This window comes from Acidovorax sp., assembly GCF_047607405.1.
Classification (GTDB): domain Bacteria; phylum Pseudomonadota; class Gammaproteobacteria; order Burkholderiales; family Burkholderiaceae_C; genus Acidovorax.
This window is the reverse complement of record NZ_JASGDA010000074.1, coordinates 18248-35761: the sequence shown is the minus strand read 5'-3', so window position 1 is coordinate 35761 and position 17514 is coordinate 18248. Positions and strand designations below refer to the sequence as shown.

General features: G+C 67.9%; 13 protein-coding genes and 1 riboswitch. Of the genes, 10 read left to right on the top strand and 3 right to left on the bottom strand.

Annotated features, from left to right (window positions below):
- Window positions 1-100: 100 nt before the first annotated feature.
- Window positions 101-262: a hypothetical protein gene (locus QM569_RS08655; RefSeq protein WP_414986830.1), complete on the top strand. Its 162-nt coding sequence runs from the start codon at window positions 101-103 to the stop codon at window positions 260-262.
- Between the two features lie 102 nt (window positions 263-364).
- Window positions 365-6166, top strand: coding sequence for an excinuclease ABC subunit UvrA (gene uvrA, locus QM569_RS08650; RefSeq protein WP_414986829.1), 5802 nt, complete (start codon window positions 365-367; stop codon window positions 6164-6166).
- 1 nt (window position 6167) lies between these two features.
- Here uvrA and QM569_RS08645 read toward each other — a convergent pair whose 3' ends face one another.
- Both QM569_RS08645 and QM569_RS08640 read right to left on the bottom strand, forming a co-directional pair.
- Window positions 6168-6953 (bottom strand): HAD-IIB family hydrolase, encoded by a 786-nt coding sequence (locus QM569_RS08645; RefSeq protein ID WP_414986828.1) that lies wholly within the window; start codon window positions 6951-6953, stop codon window positions 6168-6170.
- Entirely contained in the window at window positions 6953-8578 is a 1626-nt protein-coding gene (locus tag QM569_RS08640) for a peptide chain release factor 3 (RefSeq protein WP_414986827.1), read from the bottom strand. The genes QM569_RS08645 and QM569_RS08640 overlap by 1 nt, the downstream gene beginning before the upstream one ends.
- A gap of 58 nt (window positions 8579-8636) precedes the next feature.
- Window positions 8637-8755: riboswitch (S-adenosyl-L-homocysteine riboswitch) on the top strand.
- A gap of 62 nt (window positions 8756-8817) precedes the next feature.
- Here QM569_RS08640 and ahcY point away from each other — a divergent pair.
- The 4 genes from ahcY (at window position 8818) to QM569_RS08620 (ending at window position 12695) form a co-directional block, all read left to right on the top strand.
- Complete coding sequence (ahcY, locus tag QM569_RS08635) at window positions 8818-10242, top strand: adenosylhomocysteinase (RefSeq protein WP_414986826.1); 1425 nt, start codon at window positions 8818-8820, stop codon at window positions 10240-10242.
- A 93-nt stretch (window positions 10243-10335) separates the two neighbouring features.
- Window positions 10336-11340 carry a TlyA family RNA methyltransferase gene (locus QM569_RS08630; protein WP_414986825.1) on the top strand — a complete coding sequence of 335 codons (1005 nt, stop codon included), beginning with the start codon at window positions 10336-10338 and terminating at the stop codon, window positions 11338-11340.
- A complete protein-coding gene (gene metF, locus QM569_RS08625) occupies window positions 11337-12191 on the top strand; it encodes a methylenetetrahydrofolate reductase [NAD(P)H] (RefSeq protein WP_414986824.1) in 855 nt (284 codons plus the stop codon). Before QM569_RS08630 ends, metF begins: the two co-directional genes overlap by 4 nt.
- A 3-nt stretch (window positions 12192-12194) precedes the next feature.
- Window positions 12195-12695, top strand: a complete 501-nt coding sequence (locus tag QM569_RS08620; RefSeq protein ID WP_414986823.1) for a septal ring lytic transglycosylase RlpA family protein — start codon at window positions 12195-12197, stop codon at window positions 12693-12695.
- Between the two features lie 6 nt (window positions 12696-12701).
- On the opposite strand, the gene QM569_RS08615 is transcribed toward QM569_RS08620, so the two are convergent.
- Entirely contained in the window at window positions 12702-13577 is an 876-nt protein-coding gene (locus QM569_RS08615; protein ID WP_414986822.1) for a 23S rRNA (adenine(2030)-N(6))-methyltransferase RlmJ, read from the bottom strand.
- Between the two features lie 212 nt (window positions 13578-13789).
- On the opposite strand from QM569_RS08615, the gene QM569_RS08610 reads away from it, so the two are divergent.
- The 4 genes from QM569_RS08610 (at window position 13790) to QM569_RS08595 (ending at window position 17492) form a co-directional block, all read left to right on the top strand.
- Window positions 13790-15682 (top strand): serine/threonine protein kinase, encoded by a 1893-nt coding sequence (locus QM569_RS08610; RefSeq protein WP_414986821.1) that lies wholly within the window; start codon window positions 13790-13792, stop codon window positions 15680-15682.
- Between the two features lie 159 nt (window positions 15683-15841).
- A complete protein-coding gene (gene rplM / locus QM569_RS08605; protein ID WP_414986820.1) occupies window positions 15842-16270 on the top strand; it encodes a 50S ribosomal protein L13 in 429 nt (142 codons plus the stop codon).
- Window positions 16271-16281: 11 nt separating this feature from the next.
- Window positions 16282-16674: a 30S ribosomal protein S9 gene (gene rpsI, locus QM569_RS08600; protein WP_414986819.1), complete on the top strand. Its 393-nt coding sequence runs from the start codon at window positions 16282-16284 to the stop codon at window positions 16672-16674.
- A gap of 107 nt (window positions 16675-16781) precedes the next feature.
- Window positions 16782-17492 (top strand): DUF6776 family protein, encoded by a 711-nt coding sequence (locus QM569_RS08595; protein WP_414986818.1) that lies wholly within the window; start codon window positions 16782-16784, stop codon window positions 17490-17492.
- Window positions 17493-17514: the final 22 nt, after the last annotated feature.

Here is a 17514-nt window from a genome sequence, read left to right as displayed (position 1 = left end):
CCCCTGTTGTTTGCGGGCACTGTGCTCAATCAAGGGGCCTCGCAGCGCGAGGCCCTTTTGTTGAACAAAACGCCATCCTCACTCCCGGGAGAGACAAGTCATGTGGAAAATCGTCGTTGGATTCGTGGTGTTCGCCGCCGTGGCGCTGTTCGTCGTCATGAAGGCGGGCGACAAGGTGGACATGGGCGGTGAGCAGCACAGCGGCGATGCGCTGCACGCGCCCGCCGCGCAAGGCCCAGCGTCCGCCACCAGCGCGCCCTGACCCGGCGCACCCCGGGGCCAGCACGGGGTCGATGTGCGGGCGCAGGCGCGGCTGCGGGGCAGTCCCTAGAATGCTTCGCCTCACATTTGAAAAGACCGCCCCATGCCTCAGGGACTGATCCGTATCCGCGGCGCACGCCAGCACAACCTCAAGAACCTGGATCTGGACATCCGCACCGGCGAATTGACGGTGGTCACCGGCCCCAGCGGCTCGGGCAAGTCCAGCCTGGTGTTCGACACGCTGTACGCCGAGGGCCAGCGCCGCTACGTGGAGACCTTCAGCGCCTACGCGCGCCAGTTCCTCGACCGCATGGACAAGCCCGCCGTGGACCGCGTGGAGGGCGTGCCCCCGGCGATTGCCATCGACCAGACCAACCCCGTGCGCTCCAGCCGCTCCACGGTGGGGACGATGACGGAGCTGAACGACCACCTGAAGCTGCTGTTTGCACGGGCGGGGCGGTTGTTCGACAAGCACACGGCGCAGGCCGTGCGGCATGACTCGCCGGAGACCATCTATGCCGAACTGCAACGCCGGTGCGCAGAAGACGATCCGCGCATCGTGCTGACCTTCCCGGTCGAACTGCCCGCCAACACTTCGCCGGAGCAGGTGGAGCAATGGCTGTCCGCCAGCGGCTTCACCAAGGTGCAGGCCCAGCGCGTGTACGAGGGCAAGAAGCTGCTGGATGTGGTGGCAGACCGTTTCCGCTTGGGGCACGCTGAGAGAGCCCGCGTGATCGAGGCCATCGAAGTGGCCTTGAAACGCGGCAGCGGCAGGCTGAACGTCTATCGCCTGCGCGACGAGGGCGAGCCGGAGTTGTGGAGGTTTTCCACCGGACTGCACTGCCCCGACAGCGATCTGCGCTATGCCGAGCCCATCCCCTCGATGTTCTCGTTCAACTCCGCCGTGGGCGCCTGCGAGACCTGCAGGGGCTTTGGCCGCGTGATCGGCGTGGACTGGGGCCTGGTCATCCCGAACGACAGGCTCACGCTGCGCGCAGGCGCCATCAAGACCATCCAGACCCCTGCCTGGAAAGAGGCGCAGGACGACCTCATGCGGCACGCCGAGACGGCGGGCATCCCGCGCGACACGCCCTGGTACAAGCTCACCGACGACCAGAAGAAGTGGGTCATCGACGGCACGCCCGGCTTCAAGTCCGGCAACTGGAACAAGCAGTGGTACGGCATGCGCCGCTTCTTCGAGTACCTGGAGAGCAAGGCGTACAAGATGCACATCCGCGTGCTGCTGTCCAAGTACCGCAGCTACACGCCGTGTCCCGCGTGCGCGGGCGCAAGGCTCAAGACCGAGAGCCTGCTGTGGCGCATTGGCGGCAAGGACGATGCGGACGCGGTGCTGGAGCCCGGCAAGCGCTTCATGCCCCAGGGTGTGCGCTGGAGCCGCGAGCAGTTGGAGGCGCTGCCCGGCCTGACGCTGCACGATCTGATGCTGCTGCCCATCGCCCGGCTGCGCCAGTTCTTCGACCGGCTCTTGCCCTCACCCCAACCCTCTCCCGCCAGCGGGAGAGGGGGCCATTCACTCCCTCTCCCGCCTGCGGGAGAGGGCGGGGGTGAGGGTGTGGCACTGAAGCTGCTGCACGAGGAAGTCACCACGCGCCTGAAATACCTGTGCGACGTGGGCATCGGCTACCTCACGCTCGACCGGCAAAGCCGCACCCTATCCGGCGGCGAGGTGCAGCGCATCAACCTCACCACCGCCCTGGGCACCAGCCTCGTCAACACCTTGTTCGTGCTGGATGAACCCAGCATCGGCCTGCACCCCCGCGACATGCACCGCATCACCGAGGCCATGCTGCGCCTGCGCGACGCGGGCAATACCCTGGTGGTGGTGGAGCACGACCCGGCGGTCATGCTGGCCGCAGACCGCGTGCTGGACTTCGGCCCCGGCCCCGGCAGCCTGGGTGGGCAGATCGTGTTCGACGGCACGACAGGCGAATTGCGCAAGGCCGACACCCTGACCGGCGCGTATCTCGGCGGGCGCAAGCACGTGGGCTTCGGCTTCAAGCGCATGGTGACGGACGCCACGCCGCGCCTCATCCTCGAAGGCGCGCGCGCGCACAACCTAAGGGACGTGTCGGTCGAGTTCCCCTTGCAGCGCCTCGTCACCGTCACGGGCGTCAGCGGCTCGGGCAAATCGACCTTGATCCAGGACGTGCTCGCCCCCGCGCTCATGCGCCACTTCGGCAAGGCGACCGAATCCCCCGGCGTACACGAACGCCTGCTGGGCGCGGACCATTTGAGCGACGTGGTGTTCGTGGACCAATCCCCCATCGGCAAGACCGCCCGCTCCAACCCCGTGAGCTACGTGGGCGCATGGGACAGCATCCGCGAGCTGTTCGCCGTCGCCCCGCTGGCCAGGCAGCGCAGCTACACCGCCGCCAAGTTCAGCTTCAACAGCGGCGACGGGCGCTGCCCCACCTGCGGCGGCTCGGGCTTCGAGCACGTGGAGATGCAGTTTCTGTCCGATGTCTATCTGCGCTGCCCCGACTGCGACGGCAAGCGCTACCGGCCCGAGATTCTGGAAATCACCATCGAGCGCGGCGGCAAGACGCTGAACGTGGCCGACGTGCTGGCCCTCACCGTCGCCGAGGCCGCAGCCCTGTTCGCCAACGACCGCGACGTGATCCGCGCCCTGCAGCCCATCGTGGACGTGGGCCTGGAATACGTGGCGCTGGGCCAGCCCGTGCCCACGCTGAGCGGCGGCGAGGCGCAGCGCCTGAAATTGGCAGGCTTTCTTGCGGAAGCGGCTCGCGTGCAAAGCAAGTCGCGCCAGCCGGTCGCGCGCAAGGGCACGCTGTTCCTGTTCGACGAACCCACCACCGGCCTGCACTTCGACGACATCGCCAAGCTCATGCGTGCGCTGCGCAAGCTCATCGACGCGGGGCATTCGCTCATCGTCATCGAGCACAACCTGGACGTGATCCGCGCCAGCGACTGGCTCATCGACCTGGGGCCGGAGGGCGGCGATGCAGGCGGCCTCATCGTCGCCGAGGGCACGCCCGAGGACGTGCGCCAGCACGCCACGTCGCACACCGGCCAGGCCCTGCGCGACTACGAACTGGCCCTGGGCGTGGGCGGCCACTCCGTCCACGAAAAGGCTGCGGTGCTACGAAAAGAGAAGCTACTCGCGCTGGATGGGAAAGCGCTGGAGGCCAAAAACGCCATAGAAATCGTTAACGCCAAGGAGCACAACCTCCAGCACCTGAGCGTGGACATTCCACGCGGCCAATTCAACGTGGTCACGGGCGTCAGCGGCTCGGGCAAGTCCACGCTGGCGTTCGACATCTTGTTCAACGAAGGCCAGCGCCGCTACCTCGAAAGCCTCAACGCCTACGCCCGCAGCATCGTGCAGCCCGCGGGGCGGCCCGAGGTGGATGCCGTCTATGGCATCCCGCCCACGGTCGCCATCGAGCAGCGCCTGTCGCGCGGCGGGCGCAAGTCCACCGTGGGCACCACCACCGAGGTGTGGCATTTTCTGCGCCTGCTGTACGTCAAGCTCGGCGTTCAGCACTGCGTGCATGACGGCGCGGCGGTGCAGCCGCAGACGCCCGACAGCATCGCCGCGCAGCTGCTCAAGAACTTTCGCGGCCAGCACATCGGGCTGCTCGCCCCCCTGGTGATGAACCGCAAGGGCGTCTATACCGAACTGGCCGATTGGGCGCGCCCGCGCGGCTACACGCACCTGCGGGTGGACGGCCACTTCTTGCCCACCACGGGCTTCCCGCGCATCGACCGCTTCAAGGAACACACCATCGAACTGCCCGTGCGCTCGCTGGACGTGCTGCCGTCGAACGAGGCCGACCTGCGCGCCGCGCTGGCCGAGGCGCTGACGCACGGCAAGGGCGTCGTCCACGTTTTGAGCGACATCGGGCTGCTCCGCACCGCCATGGAAACGGGCGCGCCCACGGCGGGCATCGGCACGCTGCAGGCGTTCTCCACCAAGCGCGCCTGCCCCGTCTGCGCCACCAGCTATGCCGAGCTGGACCCGCGCCTGTTCAGCTACAACAGCAAGCACGGCTGGTGCCCCGACTGCGTGGGCACGGGCGTGCGGCTCACTTCGGCCCAGCGCAAAGCCTTCGACGACTCCGTGCAGGCGGACGACAACCGGGGCCGCGAACAGACCTTCGCCGAGCCCGAGGTGGACGACGTGCAGGAGGCCGCCTGCCCCACCTGCCAGGGCACGCGCCTGAACCCCGTGGCGCGCGCCGTGCTGTTCGCTGATACGCCCATCACCGAGGTCGCACGTCTGAGCGTTGCCGAGGTGCGGCAGTGGATCCATGGCCTGCAACTGAGTGGGCGCGAGGCGGACATCGCCCGCGACCTGATCCCCGAGATCCAGAGCCGCCTCGAATTCCTGGAAGAAGTGGGCCTCTCGTACCTGACGTTAGACCGTGGCGCGCCCACCCTGAGCGGCGGCGAGGCCCAGCGCATCCGCCTTGCCGCGCAGTTGGGCAGCAACCTGCAGGGCGTGTGCTACGTGCTCGACGAGCCCACCATCGGCCTGCACGCGCGCGACAACCGCATCCTGCTCAACGCCCTGCACAAGCTCGGCGACAAGGGCAACACCCTGGTCGTGGTGGAGCACGACGAGGACACCATCCGCCGCGCCGACCACATCATCGACATAGGCCCCAGCGCGGGCAAGCGCGGCGGCAGGCTCGTCGCGCAGGGCAGCGTGGCTGACGTGACGCGCGCGGAGGACTCGCAAACGGGCCGCTACCTGCTGCACGCCATGAAGCACCCGCTGCAGCCGCGCCGCCCGGTCCTGCCCCCTCTCCCTGCGGGAGAGGGCGGGGGTGAGGGCCAGCGCTGGCTCACCGTGCTCGGCGCGCATCTGCACAACCTGCAGAACGTGACGGCCCGTGTGCCGCTGAACCGCCTGGTCGCCGTCACGGGCGTCAGCGGCTCCGGCAAGTCCACCCTGGCGCGCGACGTGCTGCTGGCCAACGTCCACGCCTGGGTGCAGCAGCGTTCCACCAAGGCCGGGCGCGACGCCATGGACGCGGGCAAGGCCCCGCCGCTAGCGGGCTGCACGGGCCTCGCTGGCTTCGAGACCATCGACCGCGTACTCGAAGTGGACCAGACCCCCATCGGCAAGACGCCGCGCAGTTGCCCCGCCACCTACATCGGCTTCTGGGACACCATCCGCAAGCTGTTTGCCGAAACGCTGGAGGCCAAGGCGCGCGGCTACGCGGCGGGCCGTTTCAGCTTCAACACCGGCGAAGGCCGCTGCCCCGGCTGCGAAGGCGCGGGCGTGCGCACCATCGAGATGAGCTTTCTGCCCGATGTGAAGGTACCGTGCGAAACCTGCCACGGCGCGCGCTTCAACCCCGAGACGCTGGCCGTCACCTGGCGCGGCAAGAGCATCGGCGACGTGCTGCAGATGGAGGTGGACGAAGCGGTGGACTTCTTCGCCAGCATGCCCAGCATCGCCCACCCGCTGCAATTGCTCAAGGACGTGGGCCTGGGCTACCTCACCCTCGGCCAGCCCAGCCCGACACTGAGTGGCGGCGAAGCCCAGCGCATCAAGCTCGTCACCGAACTGACCAAGGTGCGCGACGAGATCGGACGGCGCGGGCAGAAGGCGCCGCACACCCTGTACGTGCTGGACGAGCCCACCGTGGGCCTGCACATGGCCGACGTACACAAGCTCATTCGCGTGCTGCACCGCCTGGTGGACGGCGGCCACAGCGTGGTCGTCATCGAGCACGACCTGGACGTGATCGCCGAGGCCGACTGGATCATCGACCTGGGCCCCGAGGGCGGCAAGGACGGCGGCCGCATCGTGGCGGCGGCCCCGCCCGAGGACGTGGTGCGGCAGGGTACGCACACGGGCGCGGCGCTGGCGGCGGTGCTGGCGCGGGGGGCGCGCGACATGCGCTGCGCGTGAATCAGCGCCCGCGCAGTATGTGCGCGGCCAGCTCGGCAAACCCCGCGCCGCGCTCGCCCTGCGTCACGTAGCGCGGCAGGTGCGCGAGCTGCGGCACGAAGCGCGCGATGTTTGCCACGCCCACGCTGTGCGGGAAGTGCTCGAACATGCGCTGGTCATTGGTCGAATCGCCCACGTACACCCAGCGGTCAATTTCCGCATCCAGATCGCGCCCGAACAGCTCGCGCACGATCCAGCGCGCCCCCTCCAGCTTGTCGTGCGCGCCATACCAGCCGTTGATGTGGATGCTGCTCACCGTCGCATTCATGCCCGCCGCGCGCATGATCGCCACGCATTGGTCGATGGCTGCTTGCGGCAGGTGCGTGAACTCGCTGTGGTCGATGGCGATGTCGCATTCGCGGCCCGGCGAGTCGGTGGCGCGCCGCGCGCCGTGTACGGTGGCTTCGATCTCGGCCAACACCTGCTGCATGCGCGCGAAGTTGGCGGTACGGGTGGGTGCATCCTGTTGATACAGTTTTGATAGCTGCTCGCGCTTGCCTGGCAAGCGCTGGAGGGCTACGGCACCATTTTCCGCGACGATGGCGTCCACGGGCCATGTGGCCGCGAACGGCTCGCTCCAGCCCACGGGGCGGCCGGTGATCGGGATGACGTGCAGGCCCGCCGCCTTCAGGTCGGCCAGTGCCTGCAGCGCATCGGGCGTGATGGCGCCCTCGGTGGTCAGCGTGTCGTCGATGTCGGTCAGCACGCCCGCCAGGGGCGGCGGCTGCCAGTGGGCGAGGGGCTGCATCAGCCCGTGCTCAAGGCCAGCCCCGCGTGCTCGCGCAGCGGGTGGAAGTGGATCTTGGGGAAGCGCTCCTGCGCCAGCCGCACGTCGTAAGGGCTGGTACACAGGTAGGCCAGCGTGTCCGCCGCATCGCGCGCCATGCGCAGCGGGTAGGCGTTCTCGAACTCGCGCAGCTCGGCGGGTGTGTCGGCGGTGATCCAGCGCGCGCCGGTGTACTGGCAGCCCTCCAGGCGCACGTCGCAGTCGTACTCGTTGTTCAGCCGGTGCTGCACCACTTCGAACTGCAGCTGGCCCACGGCGCCCAGCAGCATGTTGCCGCCCGCTTCGGGCTTGAAGACCTGGATGGCGCCTTCCTCGCCGAGCTGCATCAGCCCCTGCTGCAGTTGCTTGGTGCGCAGCGGGTTCTTCAGCACCACGGTCATGAACATCTCGGGCGCGAAGAAGGGCAGGCCGGTGAACTGCAGGTTGGCGCCGTCGGTGATGGTGTCGCCGAGCTGCACGCCGCCGTGCGTGGTGAAGCCGATGATGTCGCCCGCGTAGGCTTCTTCCACCGCCTCGCGGCGCTGGCTCATGAAGGTGACGACGCTGGTGGGGCGCAGCTCCTTGGCCGTGCGCTGCACCTTCATCTTCATGCCCGGCGTGTACTTGCCCGAGGCGACGCGCACGAAGGCGATGCGGTCGCGGTGGTTGGCGTCCATGTTGGCCTGCACCTTGAAGACCACGCCAGAGAAGCCCTCGTCCTCGGGTTGGATGATCTTTTCGACGGGCTGCTTGTTGACGGCGAGCGTGCTCTTGCGTGGGCCGGGCGGGGGCGACATGTCCACCACCGCGTCCAGCACCTCCATCACGCCGAAGTTGTTCACGCCCGAGCCGAAGAACACCGGCGTGAGCTTGCCCGCCAGAAACTGCGCGTGGTTCCATTCGGCGGATGCACCTTGCGCCAGCTCCATGCCCTCCAGCGCAGCGTCGAACGCCTGGCCGAAGCGCGCGCGCAGCGTGTCGGCGTCAGACAGGGGGATCGTCTCGAAGTCCTGCGGGCGCTTTTCGCTGCCGGGCGCGAACACGGTCATGCTCTGCGTGCGCAGGTTGATGATGCCGCCGAAGGTCTTGCCCTGGCCCACCGGCCAGGTGACGGGGCAGCAGGGCATGCCCAGCTCGCGCTCCACCTCGTCCAGGATGTCCAGCGGGTCGCGCACCTCGCGGTCCATCTTGTTGACGAAGGTGATGATGGGCGTGTCGCGCTGGCGGCAGACCTCGATCAGGCGGCGGGTCTGCGATTCCACGCCGTTGGCCGCGTCGATCACCATCAGCGCCGAGTCCACGGCGGTGAGCACGCGGTAGGTGTCTTCCGAGAAGTCCTTGTGGCCGGGCGTGTCGAGAAGGTTCACCACGTGGTCGCGGTAGCTCATCTGCATCACGCTGGATGCGACCGAGATGCCGCGCTGCTTCTCGATCTCCATCCAGTCCGACGTGGCATGGCGGCTGGCCTTGCGGCCCTTGACGGCCCCGGCGATCTGGATCGCGCCCGAGAACAGCAGCAGCTTTTCCGTCAGCGTGGTCTTGCCCGCGTCGGGGTGGGAGATGATGGCGAAGGTGCGGCGGCGGCGGGTTTCGGGGGCGTAGGACACGGGTCGGGCAGGCTGGGGCAAAGGGCGTGATTTTACCGGCGGCTCTATAATCAGCAGCTTTTCCGAGGAGCGTTGCAGCGCCCCCAGCACGGCGGGGCGCGAGGCTCGGAACCCAAGGCAACGCTGGACACGCGGGGATTTGTTCAGCGTTGCCTCATGCAACGACGCTCACCCACGCTTGGCCTGTGCGGTGAGTCCCATCCCCCCAAAGCGTGGTTTTTCATTTGTTGGAGAAACCCATGAACGCTGCTGTTACCCAAGACACCGTCATTGCCGATATTTCCCTCGCCCCCTGGGGCCGCAAGGAGATCCGCATTGCCGAAACCGAAATGCCCGGCCTGATGGCCATCCGCGAGGAGTTCGCGGCCAGGCAGCCCCTGAAGGGCGCGCGCATCACCGGCTCGCTGCACATGACGATCCAGACCGCCGTGCTGATCGAGACGCTCAAAGCCCTTGGCGCTGACGTGCGCTGGGCCTCGTGCAACATCTTTTCCACGCAGGATCACGCTGCCGCCGCGATTGCCGCCACGGGCACGCCCGTCTTCGCGGTGAAGGGCGAAACGCTGGCCGAATACTGGGACTACACGCACCGCATCTTCGACTTCGGCCCCAAGGATTCCGCAGGCGAAGGCCCCAACATGATCCTGGACGACGGCGGCGACGCCACGCTGCTCATGCACCTGGGCAAGCAGGCCGAGAAGAACCCCGCAGTGCTCGCCAACCCCGGCAGCGAGGAAGAGCGCATCCTGTTCGCCGCCATCAAGGCCAAGCTGGCCGAAGACGCCACCTGGTACACCCGCAAGAGCGCCCAGATCATCGGCGTGACCGAAGAAACCACCACGGGCGTACACCGCCTGAAGGAAATGTCCGCCAAGGGCACGCTGATGTTCCGCGCCATCAACGTGAACGACTCGGTGACCAAATCCAAGTTCGACAACCTCTACGGCTGCCGCGAATCGCTGGTGGACGGCATCAAGCGCGCCACCGACGTGATGATCGCGGGCAAGGTGGCCTGCGTGGCGGGCTACGGCGACGTGGGCAAGGGCAGCGCCCAGGCCCTGCGTGCCCTCAGCGCCCAGGTGTGGGTGACCGAGATCGACCCCATCAATGCGCTGCAGGCGGCCATGGAAGGCTTCAAGGTCGTCACCATGGAATACGCGGCCGACAAGGCCGACATCTTCGTGACCACCACCGGCAACCGCGACGTGATCACCTTCGAGCACATGGCGGCGATGAAGGACCAGTCCATCGTTTGCAACATCGGCCACTTCGACAACGAGATCCAGGTCGCCAAGCTCGAAGAACGCTGCCAGTGGGAGGAGATCAAGCCCCAGGTGGATCACGTGATCTTTCCGGACGGCAAGCGCATCATCCTGCTCGCCAAGGGCCGCCTGGTGAACCTGGGCTGCGGCACGGGCCACCCGAGCTTCGTCATGTCCAACTCGTTCGCCAACCAGACGATTGCGCAGATCGAGCTGTTCACCCACAGCGATGACTACGAAGTGGGCAAGGTCTATGTGCTGCCCAAGCATCTCGATGAAAAAGTGGCGCGCCTGCACCTGAAGAAAGTGGGCGCCATGCTGACCGAGCTGACCGACGAGCAGGCCGCCTACATCGGCGTGCCCAAGCAGGGCCCGTACAAGCCAGATACGTACCGCTATTGAGCGCTCGACGGGTGAGTTGCTCCTTTAATAATAGCTACCTGTGCTTGCTGCATAAGCGCTAGAAGCCAATTTGATGCATAAAGGATGAGCGCCATGCGCGCGGATGTTTTTTTGGTGGAGCGCGGCCATGCGGCCACGCGGTCGCAGGCCCAGCGGCTCATCGCTGCGGGCGTGCAATGGCGCCTGGCGCCCGGCATGCCCTGGCAGCAGGTCGCCAAGAACGGCGACGACATTCCGGACATCGCCGAGGTGCAACTGCTCGACGGCGCCGAGGCCAAGTACCTCTCGCGCGGCGGGCTCAAGCTCGAAGGCGCGCTCGCCGCCACCGGGCTCGCCGTGGCGGGCTGGCGCTGCCTGGACGTGGGCCAGAGCACCGGCGGCTTCACCGACTGCCTGCTGCAGCACGGCGCCGCGCAGGTGGTCGGCGTGGACGTGGGCCACGGCCAGTTGCACGAGCGCCTCTGCGCCGACCCGCGCGTGATCGGCGTGGAAGGGCTCAACGCCCGCGCCATGACGGCGGAATCCCTGCGCGAAGCCTGCGAGGAGGCGCTGTCCGAACGCGTCGAGACCGATGCCGAGGACAACGACACCCAGCCCGTCGCCCCCTACGCCTGGATGCGCAACGGCGGCGAGGTGGGCGACGACTACGACGACAGCGACGACGCCCGCGAGCAGGACGTGGAAGCCTTCAAGGCCGAGCGCGCCGCCCGGGACCGCGCCCGCACCGAAGGCACGCTGCCCACTGAACGCCGCCGCCGCGCGGGGCGCGAGGACGTGGACATCCCGCCTGCGTTCGACCTCGTCACCGGCGACCTGTCCTTCATCTCGCTCACCCTGGTGCTGCCCGCGCTGGTGCCGCTGCTCAAGAGCGGCGGCGCGCTGCTCATGCTGGTCAAGCCGCAGTTCGAGCTGCAGCCCGGCCAGGTGGGCAAGGGCGGCATCGTGCGCGACGCATCGCTGTACGCTGTGGTGGAGCAGCGCATCCGCGCCTGCTGCGCCGACAACGGATTGGCCGTGGCCGCCTGGCTACCCAGCGCCATCGAGGGCGGCGACGGCAACCGCGAATTCTTCATCCATGCAAGGAGGGCTGCGCAATGAACGCCGCCAGCACGCACGAGGGCACCGGCTTTCCGGTCAGCCTCGAATTCTTTCCGCCCAAGACGCCCGAGGGCGCCGACAAGCTGCGCGCCGCGCGCCAGCAGCTCTATGCGCTCAAGCCCGATTTTTGTTCCGTGACCTACGGCGCGGGCGGCTCCACGCAAGAGGGCACCTTCGGCACCGTGCGCGAGATCCTGTCCGAAGGCGTGGGCGCCGCGTCGCACTTCTCGTGCATCGGCGCCACGCGCCAGTCGGTGCGCGAGCAGCTCGCCCAGCTCAAGGCCATGGGCGTCAAGCGCCTGGTGGCGCTGCGCGGCGACCTGCCCAGCGGCTACGGCGCGGGCGGCGAGTTCCAGTACGCCAGCGACCTGGTGGCCTTCATCCGCGCCGAAACGGGCCGCGACTTCCGCATCGAGGTGGCCGCCTACCCCGAGGTTCACCCCCAGGCCCGCTCGCCCGAGTCTGACCTGAAAGCCTACGTGGCCAAGGTGCGGGCCGGGGCGGACTCCGCCATCACCCAGTACTTCTACAACGCCGATGCGTACTTGCGCTTCGTGGAAGACAGTCAGCGCCTGGGCGCCGACGTGCCGGTGGTGCCGGGCATCATGCCCATTGCCAGCTCCACGCAGCTCATGCGCTTCTCGGACGCCTGCGGCGCGGAGATTCCGCGCTGGATCCGCCTGCGCCTGCAGTCCTTCGGTGACGACACGGCCAGCATCAAGTCCTTCGGCCTGGATGTGGTGACCGACCTGTGCGACCGGCTGCGCAGCGCCGGCGTGCCCGCGCTGCACTTCTACACCATGAACCAGAGCGCGGCGACGCTGGAGATCTGCCGCCGCCTGGGCATCTGACCGATGCGCAGCGGGGCGACTGTGGCGCTGCTGGCCTTGGCGCTGTGCAGTGCGGCGTGCGCGCAGCGGGGCCTGGTGGCCGAGCCCGATGCCCTGGCGCCTGATCTGTTGAGCCCGCGCGGCGAAGCCATGCTGATCGACCCGCCGCCCGCCGACGAGGCGCCCGCCACCCGCCTGGCGCCCGAGGCGGACGAGGTCGGCATCGCGTCGTGGTACGGCGCGCGCTTCCACAAGCGGCGCACGGCCAGCGGCGAGCTGTTCGACATGATGGCGCTGACTGCCGCGCACCCCACGCTGCCCTTCGGCTCGCGCGTGTGCGTGCGCAGCCGGGCCACGGGGCGCACGGTGGTGGTGCGCATCAACGACCGCGGGCCGCACGTGCGCAACCGCGTCATCGACCTGAGCCGGGGCGCAGCCGAAGCGCTGGGCATGGCGGGGCTGGGCCTGAAGCCCGTGGAGCTGTTCACGCTGGACGAGGGCGAGCGCGACTGCCCCGCGCCCTGAGCGGCATCACCCGCCCGATTCGAGCGTGTGCGCCGCGTTCCGGTCCTGCGCCAGCAGCTCCGCCATCTGCGGCAGGGCGGTTTTCAGGGCCTCTTTCAGTGTGAACGGCGGGTTGATCAGGAACATGCCGCTGGCGGGCAGGCCCGGGCGCTTGGCGTCGGGGGTGACCTTGCTGGACTTCACCGTCAGCGTGGCGTGCAGCCAGCCCTTGCCCGCCTTGGTCGCCAGCGTCTTCAGGCGGCGGGGCAGGTCGTGTGCCTCGGGGCGCGGGATGATCGGGTACCAGAACGCATAGGTGCCCGTGGCAAAGCGCTTGAGCGAATCCGTCGCCAGGTCCAGCACCTTGGCATAGTCGCTCTTGATTTCATAGCTGGGGTCGCACAGCACAAGGGCGCGGCGGGCCGGTGGGGGCAAAAATTTCTTGATGCCCTCGAAGCCGTCCTCGTGCAGCACGGCCACCTGGCGGCCCGCTTCCAGTTGCGCCACGTTGCCCGCCAGCGAGCGCAGGTCCGTGGGGTGCAGCTCGAACAGCTTCAGCTTGTCGTGCCCGCGCAGCAGCCGCTGGGCGATGAAGGGCGAGCCCGGGTACACCCGCAGCGCGCTGCCCTGGTTGAAGGCGCGCACCATGTCCACATAGGCTTGCAGGGCGGGGGCCAGGGGCGGAACGCCCGGGGCGAAAAGGCGCGCGATGCCGTCCGCCGCCTCGCCGCTGGTGCTGGCGTAGTCGCCGTCCAGCCGGTACAGGCCCGCGCCCGCGTGGGTGTCCAGCACGGTCAGGGCCGCATCTTTCTCGGTCAGGTGCTGCAGGGCGGCAATGAGCACGGTGTGCTTGAGCACGTCGGCATGGTTGCCTGCATGGAAGGCGTGGCGGTAGCTGAACATAGTGGCCCAATGGTAACGACTGCGCCTGTGTGCGCCCGGGCCGCAGATGCAGGCACAATGCGGCTGTCCGCGCGCGGGGTCGTGATGTTTTTGGCAGGCAGAGAGTCTTTTGCTGCCGCTGCAGGGTCTGCCATGCCCCATGATTGCTCTCTCCCGGCGCAGGACCCCGTTGACGCCATCGCAATCCCGCACGCCCAGCGTTTTTTTGCACCATGACCGCCAGCCCCAGTCCAGCTTCTTCCCCAGGCATCAGCCACATGGATGCGCTGCCTGTGGGCGCCCGCCTCGCCGAGTTCGAGATCCTGGCGCTGCTCGGCGTGGGCGGCTTCGGCATGGTCTATAAGGCTTTCGACCATTCCCTGCACCGGCCCGTGGCCATCAAGGAATACATGCCCTCGGCGCTGGCGGGCCGCGCGCAGGGGCAGTCGCTGTGGGTGCGCTCCTCGTCGGACCAGCAGACCTTCCAGGCCGGGCTGGACTCCTTCGTGGGCGAGGCGCGCCTGCTGGCGCAGTTCGACCATCCCTCGCTGGTCAAGGTCTTCCGCTTCTGGGAGGCCAACGGCACCGCCTACATGGTCATGCCGCTGTACACCGGCATGACCTTCAAGCAGGCCCGCGCCCAGATGCGCACGCCCCCGCCCGAGGCCTGGCTGCGCAAGCTGCTGTGGTCCGTGCTGGGCGCCCTGCGCGTGCTGCACGACGGCAAGACGCTGCACCGCGACATCTCGCCCGACAACATCTTTCTGCAGGACAACGGCCCGCCCGTGCTGCTGGACCTGGGCGCTGCGCGGCACGCCATCAACGACCAGGACCGCAAGCACACGGCGGTGCTGAAGGTGAACTACGCGCCCATCGAGCAGTATTCCGACGGCGACGAGGAACTGCGCCAGGGCCCGTGGAGCGACCTGTACTCGCTGGCCGCCGTGGTGCATGGCTGCCTGTGCAACGATACGCCGCTGCCCGCCACGCTGCGCTCCATCCGCGACCGCATGGTGCCGTTCTCGCGCGTGGCGCGCACGGTCAAGCGCCAGTTCGGCGTCGAGTATTCGGCGTCCTTCGTCACGGCCATTTCGCAGTCGCTGTCGCTCAGGCCCGAGGACCGGCCGCAGAACATCGACGCCTTCCTGCAGCTCATGGACATGACCACGCCGCCGGAAGGGGTCGAGCACTTCGACTTCCGGGCGGACCTGGGGAGCATCTGGGTCGAGCCGGACGGCGGGCAGGGCCAGGGCTTCGTCACGCCGCTGGTCGATTTGACCTCGGTGCCGCTGTCAGCGGCGATGCAGGACGGCACTGCGCCGGATGCCCCCGAACCCGTGGACCTTGGCGGCGACACGGTGATGATGGCCGGTCCGGACACCGTGGCGGAGGATGCGGGCGACACCGTGGCATTCGATGACTCCGAGCACCACCAGGAGCCGGAGCTGGAGAGCCGCCGCGTGCAGGCGCGAAGCACCGCCAACGGCACGGTGGGGAGCGGGAGTCGCCGCAGCCCGCCCGCCAAGTCCGCCAAGTCGGGCAAGAAACGCGTGCCGATGGCAGCCTGGTTCGCCGTGGCGGCCTTCGCGGTGGTGGCTGCGGGCGCAGGGCTGCGCTGGGCGCAGGGCGGCAAGGCGGCACAGGACGACGACATCATCACGGAACTGGCCGAGCCGCAGGCCCCGGCCTCCGCAGCGCAAGCAGCAGTGCCGCCGGAGCCTGCCGCCAGCGCGCCCGCGCCCGTGGCGGTTGTTGCCGACGCGCCGACCAGCGCGGCATCCGCGCCGCCCGATCCAGCGTATGCCACGGCGTCGGTGCCGCGCCCCGCGCCCCGGGTACCGCCCGCCAAGCGCGTGGTGACCGAATCCCCGCCCGCGCCCGCAGCGGTCCACGAGGAGCCGCCGCCGCCCCCGCCGCCGCCCGTGGTGGCCGAGCCCAAGGCCCGCCCTGTGGCTCCCCGCTTGCCGTCCCCGCAGGAGGTCTGCGCGGACGCCAGTTTCCTTGTGCGGCCCATGTGCATCCACCAGGAATGCCAAAAGCCCGCACAGGCCAGCCAACCCATCTGTGTGGAAAACCGCCGCAAGTACGAGGCCGAGGAGCAGCGCCGCCGCCAGGGCCTCAACTGACCGGGCTTGCCGCCTGGGTCGGTAACTTCGTATAATCGTCGGCTTCGCAGCGTTTTGGTCCCGCGGCGAAGCACTCAACGCCACCTAAGAGGCTTTCACCAGAAAAGCACCGACCGTGGAAAAGGACCGCCAAACCCCTCTTGAAGAAAAGAGAAACTCATGTCCACTTTCAGCGCAAAGCCCGCTGAGGTCGTCCACGAGTGGTTTGTGATTGACGCGACCGACAAGGTCCTCGGACGAGTAGCCAGCGAAGTTGCTCTCCGTCTGCGCGGCAAACACAAGGCCATTTACACGCCTCACGTCGATACCGGCGATTTCATCGTCATCATCAACGCAGCCAAGCTCAAGGTCACCGGCACCAAGTCCCTGGACAAGGTGTACTACCGCCATTCGGGCTACCCCGGCGGCATCACGGCGACGAACTTCCGCGATCTGCAAGCCAAGCACCCCGGCCGCGCGCTGGAGAAGGCCGTCAAGGGCATGCTGCCCAAGGGCCCCCTCGGCTACGCGATGATCAAGAAACTCAAGGTGTACGGCGGTGCAGAGCATCCCCACACCGCGCAGCAGCCCAAGCTGCTTGCAATCTAAGGAGCCTTGAGATGATTGGTGAATGGAACAATGGCACCGGCCGTCGCAAATCCAGCGTCGCCCGCGTGTTTCTGAAAAAAGGCTCCGGCAAGATCACGGTGAACGGCAAGGACATCCAGTCCTACTTCGGTCGCGAAACCTCGATCATGATTGCCAAGCAGCCCCTGGTGCTGACCAACCATGTCGAAACCTTCGACATCCAGATCAACGTCCACGGCGGCGGTGAATCCGGCCAGGCAGGCGCAGCCCGCCACGGCATCACCCGTGCCCTGATCGACTACGACGCAACGCTGAAGTCCGTGTTGAGCCAGGCTGGCTTCGTGACGCGCGATGCGCGTGAAGTCGAGCGCAAGAAGGTCGGTCTGCACTCCGCACGCCGTGCCAAGCAGTTCTCCAAGCGTTAAGCTTGTTCAATTGCGTTACAGACAAAAACCGCCTCCGGGCGGTTTTTTCGTTATGGTGCGCTCTTTTTCCGTGATCCACACAGTATGTTCTTTCGCCCTTTGAAGCCATGCGCCTTCGCCTGCTGCGCCGCCGCCTGACCATCAGCGCGCCGCGCGTGGCGGTGCGCAGCGCCTTGCCCTGGCCGGTGCGCTGGCTGGTGCTGGCGGTGGTGCTGGGTTTTTGCGCGGCCGTCGCGCTGTGGGCCTTCGAGTTCGGCAAGTCGATCGCCGGCCTGGACTCCGTCTCGCGCGACGAACTGCTGCGGCTGCGCGCGGAACTGGCGCGGCTCAAGGACGAGGGCCGGGGGCAGCAGAACGTGGCCAGCTCCGCCGAGAGCCTGCTGGTGGCCGAGCGTGCCGCCAAGGAGCGATTGATGGCGCAGGTGCGGCAACTGGAGGCGGACAACCGCAGCCTGCGCGAAGACCTGGGCTTTTTCGAGAAACTGATCCCGGTCGCCAAGACGGACGGCCTGGCGATCCGTGGCCTGCAGGCCGAGGTGCTGGCGGGCATGCAGCTGCGCTGGCAGGTGCTGGTGATCCAGGCCCAGCGCAACGCCCCCGAGTTCAGCGGACGGCTGGAACTGGTGCTCACGGGTACCCAGGACGGCCGCCCCTGGACGCAGACCCAGCCGCCGCAGGGCCAGCCGCTGCAGTTCAAGCAGTACCGGCGGATGGAGGGCGTGCTCGATCTACCGCCCGGTGCCGTGGTCAAGACCGTGACCGCCCGCGTGCTCGAAGGCACGGCGGTGCGTGCATCGCAGGCCATGGCCATCGAATGAACAGATAAATATCCAGAGGAGT

What these genes read in the sequence shown, in the direction of transcription:
- QM569_RS08655 (WP_414986830.1), top strand. Translation starts at nt 101, where the DNA reads ATGTGGAAAATCGTCGTTGGATTCGTGGTGTTCGCCGCCGTGGCGCTG.
- uvrA (WP_414986829.1), top strand. Translation starts at nt 365, where the DNA reads ATGCCTCAGGGACTGATCCGTATCCGCGGCGCACGCCAGCACAACCTC.
- QM569_RS08645 (WP_414986828.1), bottom strand. Translation starts at nt 6,953, where the DNA reads ATGCAGCCCCTCGCCCACTGGCAGCCGCCGCCCCTGGCGGGCGTGCTG.
- ahcY (WP_414986826.1), top strand. Translation starts at nt 8,818, where the DNA reads ATGAACGCTGCTGTTACCCAAGACACCGTCATTGCCGATATTTCCCTC.
- QM569_RS08630 (WP_414986825.1), top strand. Translation starts at nt 10,336, where the DNA reads ATGCGCGCGGATGTTTTTTTGGTGGAGCGCGGCCATGCGGCCACGCGG.
- metF (WP_414986824.1), top strand. Translation starts at nt 11,337, where the DNA reads ATGAACGCCGCCAGCACGCACGAGGGCACCGGCTTTCCGGTCAGCCTC.
- QM569_RS08620 (WP_414986823.1), top strand. Translation starts at nt 12,195, where the DNA reads ATGCGCAGCGGGGCGACTGTGGCGCTGCTGGCCTTGGCGCTGTGCAGT.
- QM569_RS08615 (WP_414986822.1), bottom strand. Translation starts at nt 13,577, where the DNA reads ATGTTCAGCTACCGCCACGCCTTCCATGCAGGCAACCATGCCGACGTG.
- QM569_RS08610 (WP_414986821.1), top strand. Translation starts at nt 13,790, where the DNA reads ATGACCGCCAGCCCCAGTCCAGCTTCTTCCCCAGGCATCAGCCACATG.
- rplM (WP_414986820.1), top strand. Translation starts at nt 15,842, where the DNA reads ATGTCCACTTTCAGCGCAAAGCCCGCTGAGGTCGTCCACGAGTGGTTT.
- rpsI (WP_414986819.1), top strand. Translation starts at nt 16,282, where the DNA reads ATGATTGGTGAATGGAACAATGGCACCGGCCGTCGCAAATCCAGCGTC.
- QM569_RS08595 (WP_414986818.1), top strand. Translation starts at nt 16,782, where the DNA reads ATGCGCCTTCGCCTGCTGCGCCGCCGCCTGACCATCAGCGCGCCGCGC.